This window comes from Allobosea sp. ASV33 (genome assembly GCF_016428755.1).
Classification (GTDB): domain Bacteria; phylum Pseudomonadota; class Alphaproteobacteria; order Rhizobiales; family Beijerinckiaceae; genus Allobosea.
Map to the genome: position 1 here is coordinate 1 of NZ_JAELTI010000258.1, position 320 is coordinate 320.

At 79.1% G+C, this 320-nt stretch carries 1 protein-coding gene; it reads left to right on the forward strand.

Annotated elements, in window-relative coordinates; translation table 11 throughout:
* The coding region (locus JHD80_RS27425; protein ID WP_199093765.1) for a hypothetical protein at positions 1-186 on the forward strand (186 nt) is incomplete at its 5' end.
* Positions 187-320: the final 134 nt, after the last annotated feature.

The window sequence follows — 320 nt, forward strand, 5'->3', positions numbered from 1 at the left end:
CCCCCCCCCCCCCCCCCCCCCCCCCCCCCCCCCCCCCCCCCCCCCCCCCCCCCCCCCCCCCCCCCCCCCCCCCCCCCCCCCCCCCCCCCCCCCCCCCCCCCCCCCCCCCCCCCCCCCCCCCCTTTCACGCAGAAGACGGCATACGAGATCGCGCCTAGAGTCTCGTGGGCTCGGAGATGTGTATAAGAGACAGGGCCCGGACAGCATCGGCATCTCGCCCGGCGCCGCGACGATCTGCGGCCCACTCTGCTTCGGTGCCGGCGGCAATGTGTCCTCCGGCTCCTGCGGCTCGATGCGCGCCTTGAGCTCGGCTAGCGCCC